Annotated in this window: 5 protein-coding genes; 3 read left to right on the forward strand and 2 right to left on the reverse strand. The window is 66.1% G+C overall.

What is annotated here, in order from left to right; all coding sequences use genetic code 11:
* Nucleotides 1–1,126, forward strand: a 1,126-nt coding sequence (locus H3H37_RS25270) for a hypothetical protein (RefSeq protein ID WP_220456568.1), incomplete at its 5' end; no start/stop codon positions are given.
* A gap of 56 nt (nucleotides 1,127–1,182) precedes the next feature.
* Here H3H37_RS25270 and H3H37_RS25275 read toward each other — a convergent pair.
* The gene (locus H3H37_RS25275; RefSeq protein WP_182167746.1) at nucleotides 1,183–1,713 is read right to left on the reverse strand and encodes a lectin-like protein; all 531 of its coding nucleotides are present in this window, start codon (nucleotides 1,711–1,713) and stop codon (nucleotides 1,183–1,185) included.
* Between the two features lie 301 nt (nucleotides 1,714–2,014).
* On the opposite strand from H3H37_RS25275, the gene H3H37_RS25280 reads away from it, so the two are divergent.
* Together H3H37_RS25280 and H3H37_RS25285 are read left to right on the forward strand one after the other, a co-directional pair.
* The gene (locus tag H3H37_RS25280) at nucleotides 2,015–2,407 is read left to right on the forward strand and encodes a PA2779 family protein (protein ID WP_182167748.1); all 393 of its coding nucleotides are present in this window, start codon (nucleotides 2,015–2,017) and stop codon (nucleotides 2,405–2,407) included.
* Nucleotides 2,407–3,369 (forward strand): PA2778 family cysteine peptidase, encoded by a 963-nt coding sequence (locus H3H37_RS25285; protein ID WP_182167749.1) that lies wholly within the window; start codon nucleotides 2,407–2,409, stop codon nucleotides 3,367–3,369. The genes H3H37_RS25280 and H3H37_RS25285 overlap by 1 nt, the downstream gene beginning before the upstream one ends.
* Nucleotides 3,370–3,729: 360 nt before the next feature.
* Here the strand turns inward: H3H37_RS25285 and H3H37_RS25290 are convergent, their stop codons facing one another.
* Nucleotides 3,730–4,245, reverse strand: a complete 516-nt coding sequence (locus tag H3H37_RS25290; protein WP_182167751.1) for a hypothetical protein — start codon at nucleotides 4,243–4,245, stop codon at nucleotides 3,730–3,732.
* Nucleotides 4,246–4,344: the final 99 nt, after the last annotated feature.

The following is a 4,344-nucleotide window of genomic DNA, read 5'->3' on the forward strand; positions in this document are numbered from 1 at the left end:
CTATGCGCTGGTGGCGCTGCCCGGCTACGATTTCGGTCAACGCGAACACCTGGCCTTGTTGCTGGTGTTGCCCTATCTGGCCGAGGCGGCGCGCCGGGCCGATGGCGCGGCCGCGCCGCGCGGCGCCCGGCTGGCCGTGGCGGCCTGGGCCACGGTGGGCATCGCGCTCAAGCCGCATTTCCTGCTGGTGCCGCTGCTGGTGGAGATGGTGGTACTGGCCCGTGTCCGGCGCCGCCCCGGCGCCGGCATGGTGCTGATGGCCGCGCTGCTCGCCACCTACGGCGTGGCCGTGCTGTGGCTGACGCCCGACTACCTGCCCATGATGCGCCTGTTCTCGCGCGCCTACTGGCATTACGGCAGCGACAGCTGGTTCGACTTCCTGCGCGTGCCCCAGTGCCAGAACGCGTTGATCCTGGTGGCGTGCCATTGGGCGCTGCGGCCAGCCCCGCGCGCTCCGGGCCACGTGCTGTCGGCCGCCGCGCTGGGCTTCGCGGTGGCGGCCATCGTGCAGCACAAGGGGTGGAGCTACCACTGGTATCCGGTACTGGCGCTGGGCTGGCTGTTGTTCGCGCAAGCGGGCGCGGTGGCGGTGGCGCAACGCGTCTGGCGCGGCCGGCCGCTGGCGCCGGCCATCGCCGCGGCGCTGGCCGTCGGGCTGGCCGGCCTGGCGCTGCTGATGGCGCCGCGCGATGGCCAGCGCGCCAATCCGTATCCGGCCATGCTGGGGCCTGCCATCGGCGCGCTTGGCGGCGGGCCGGTGCTGGTGCTGGCCAGTCCGCTGCGGGTCGCCTATCCGCTGGTGACGCAGCCTGGCATAGGCGCCACCGCCCGTTTCCCCAGCATGGGCCTGGTGGCGGCCGCGTGGCAGACGGGCGACGTCGCCGTCGGCGACTACCTGCGCCACACGCTGGCGCAGGACGTGCGCGCGCGGCCGCCGCGCCTGCTCATCGTCGAAACCGCGCCCTACGGTTTGCCGCCGGGCTTCGACTACCTCGCGTACTTCGGCCGCGAGCCGGCGCTGGGCCGGTTGTTCCAGCGCTGCCGCCAGGTGGGCGTGGTGGGGGAGTTCCGCATCCTGCAGGTGGCGCCGGCGCCGGTTGTGTCTGAGATGCAACATCGGCCCTGACAAATGCCGGCGGCGCGCGGCGCGGCGGCCGCCGGCCCGGGCGGCATCGTTACGGATTAGCCGGCGCGGCCCTTGCGGCGCGCCGTCCAGCCCAGCAGGGCCAGGCCGGCCGCCAGCATGGCGTAGCCGCCCGGCTCGGGCACGGCTTCCACCACGCCGAATTTGGGGCCGGCGTAGCCGCTGTCGTCGGACACGTCGTTCCAGTGGCCGTTGGTGTAGGTGTGGGCGTATTGCTCGCCGCCCCAGTTGTTCGGCTCGCCGGCCGCCCAGTTGGTGTAGGTGACGGCGTCGCCGTTGGTCCAGGCGAAGTCGCCCGGGTTGGGGCCGGTGCGGTGGAAGCCCAGCCACAGCGCATGGCCGCTGCCGAAGGTGCTGATCAGGAAATCGTTCTCGGCCTGGCTGTTGACCGCCACCAGATGGGCGCCCATGGACACGGCCGTCGCTTCCGCGTCGGACCAGTTGCTGGCGTTCAGTTCGATGTAGTGATGGCCGCCGAAATCGCCGGTCACGCCGGTCGTGGTGACGGCCTGGGCCGAGGCGCTGGCCAGCAGGATGGCGGACAGGGCGACCTGTTTCAGGATGTGCATGGATGGCTCCGTGTTGGAAAGGGAAGGGCGGGTGGACGTGCTGCGGGAATGAAAGATTGATAATAAATTGCCTATATTGCATCGTCAACGGCAAGTTGATGCTTGTGGCAAGATTGCGTCACTATCAATCCTGATGCCGGAGCCCGCGGGCGCCGCGCTGATCGACAGGGGCCGATGCGCTTCGTACAATAAGGTGCCGGCGCCGTGCCGGTTCAGCAATGTGCTCCCGCAATACCATTCGTGCGCCACGGAAATTTGTTTTCCGCTACGCTTGATCATTTGCCATAACAAGGAGAACACCATGCCCCATCCGTTCAAGAAGCTGTGCGTCCATGCCGCCATGATCGCCTTTGTCAGCGTGGGCATCGCCCAGCCCGCCCAGGCCGCCCTCGTGGGCACCGCGCAAGTGGTGGCCGCCGCCAACGCCGAGCAGGCGCGCGCCAGCCTGGCGGCTGCCCTCAACCGGGCCGACGTGCAGGCCGAGTTGCAGCGTTACCACATCGACGCGGCCGACGCCCAGGCCCGTATCGCCGCCCTGAGCGATGCCGAAGTGGCGTCGCTGGCGCACCAGGTCGACAGCCTGCCGGCCGGCGGTGACGGTGTCGTGGGCGCACTGGTCTTCATCTTCGTGCTGTTGCTGGTGACCGACATCCTGGGCCTGACCAAGGTGTTCCCGTTCACCCGTCACCGTTGATGGAGGCGCGCGGCGCGGGCCGGGCCCGGCTGCTGCCGGCCCTGGCCTTGTCGGCGCTGCTGCTGGGTGGCTGCGCCACGCAGACGGCGGCGCTGCGCGCGGCCGCGCCGCCGGGCGTGCCGCCCCGGCTGGAACTGGCGGCCATGCCCTTTTTCGCCCAGGAACGCTACCAGTGCGGCCCGGCCGCGCTGGCCATGGCGCTGGGCGCGGCCGGGGTTCTCGTCGCGCCCGACGCGCTGGTGCCGCAGGTCTACCTGCCCGAGCGCGAAGGCAGCCTGCAAGTGGAAATGCTGGCCGCGGCGCGCCGCAACGGCGCGCTGGGCGTGACCATCGCGCCGCGCCTGGACGCCTTGCTGGAGGAACTGCAGGCCGGCCATCCGGTGCTGGTGCTGCAAAACCTGAGCCTGCCGATCTTCCCCCGCTGGCATTACGCCGTGGTGACCGGCTACGACTTGGCGCAGGGCGATATCGTGCTCAATTCGGGCACCACGGAACACATGGTGATGGCCATGTCGACCTTCGAACACACCTGGGCGCGCAGCGGCTACTGGGCCATGGTGGCGTTGCCGCCGGGGCAGTTGCCTGTGTCCAGCGACAAGCAAACCGTGCTCGACGCGCTGGTGGCGTGGGAGCGCAACGGCAAGCCGGACGCCGTGCGGCACAGCTACGCGGCCGCCGACCGCCGCTGGCCCGGCGAGCTGGGCTTGCAGCTGGGGCTGGGCAACACAGCCTACGCGGCCGGCGACCGGGCCGGCGCCGCCGACGCGTTCCGCCGCGCCACGCTGGCCCATCCGGACAGCGCGCCCGCGTTCAACAACCTGGCCTTCGTGCTGAGTGAATTGGGCGACTATGGCGCGGCGCGCGCCGCGGCCGGCCGCGCGCTGGCGCTGGGCGGCCCGTGGCGCGCCGAGGCGCAGGCCACGCTGGAAACGATAGAGCGGGCCGAGCGGGGGCGACGGTAGATCCTCTGCCGGCCAAAAGCGGAGGTTACTTGCATCGGATTGCAGTATCTGTAGTGGTTTAATGTACCCGGACACTGAAGCGGGCACGCGTTAGCGTCAATCGCGTCACGAAGTTCTGTTGGAAATTTCGGGACTCCAACAGATGTCCGCCGAATCGATTGCGATTGCAGAAGCTGAAGGGATTGACCCTCATGCACTGGTCCTTCCGAAACCGGATGAAGAGGCCAGCGGATACCAAGTAATCCTTCGTTGCCGGAGACCGCGAACTTGCAAAAAATAGTCATTTTGGGATTTACTTTCGTCCGCTGCCACGCTGGCGTCGTTCGGTTCTTACGCTAAAAATACGAATGTGAAGATTGTTCATTTGACGGCAATGTCTCGTACTTGCCATTTGAATGTGAGGTCAAATTCGGTGAGGTCTTTAAGTTTGATGAGGATCGCAAACGAAGAGTTCTTTGGATAGATAACAGCAATTTGCCCAACTTTCATCCTCGCAACATGAGCTGTCTCGCGAAATACGAGAGGATCAGGAATATCATCAAAATCGCGAGCGCCGGATGCCTCGCGTACTGCGTCGTCGCCGTAATCTGCATGAAGATCGACTATTCCATGTCCGAACTGAATCAAGCGCCATCGAATCTGTATGCTGGCCAAGTCCGTGCGCGAACGTTGAACAGTAAATCGCTTTCCGGCTGTACCAACAACGCCAACGCGACGTGTTCCCTGGGGGCCATAACCTCTATTGATATCGCTATCCTTGAATGTACGTGCCTCAATTTCTTCCCGTAGCGTAGGGGCGAAGAAACTTACTTTAATTCCCGCGCTAAGCAACGCTTTGTAGCCTTGACTGTTAATTTGCATTGAAAATTGACCCATCTTCCCCACGAATTTGCAACGGAATCTGACCCACGTTCATAGCACAATCCTTCCTGTCCTTTCGACAGGAGATCGGAGTGATCGACGTGGCTTTACTAG

It is taken from the genome of Rugamonas brunnea (genome assembly GCF_014042345.1).
In the GTDB taxonomy this organism is placed as follows: domain Bacteria; phylum Pseudomonadota; class Gammaproteobacteria; order Burkholderiales; family Burkholderiaceae_D; genus Rugamonas; species Rugamonas brunnea.

Bases quoted from the DNA above. Each gene is read 5' to 3' on its own strand.
- H3H37_RS25275 (WP_182167746.1), bottom strand. From the start codon at position 1,713: ATGCACATCCTGAAACAGGTCGCCCTGTCCGCCATCCTGCTGGCCAGC.
- H3H37_RS25280 (WP_182167748.1), top strand. From the start codon at position 2,015: ATGCCCCATCCGTTCAAGAAGCTGTGCGTCCATGCCGCCATGATCGCC.
- H3H37_RS25285 (WP_182167749.1), top strand. From the start codon at position 2,407: ATGGAGGCGCGCGGCGCGGGCCGGGCCCGGCTGCTGCCGGCCCTGGCC.
- H3H37_RS25290 (WP_182167751.1), bottom strand. From the start codon at position 4,245: ATGGGTCAATTTTCAATGCAAATTAACAGTCAAGGCTACAAAGCGTTG.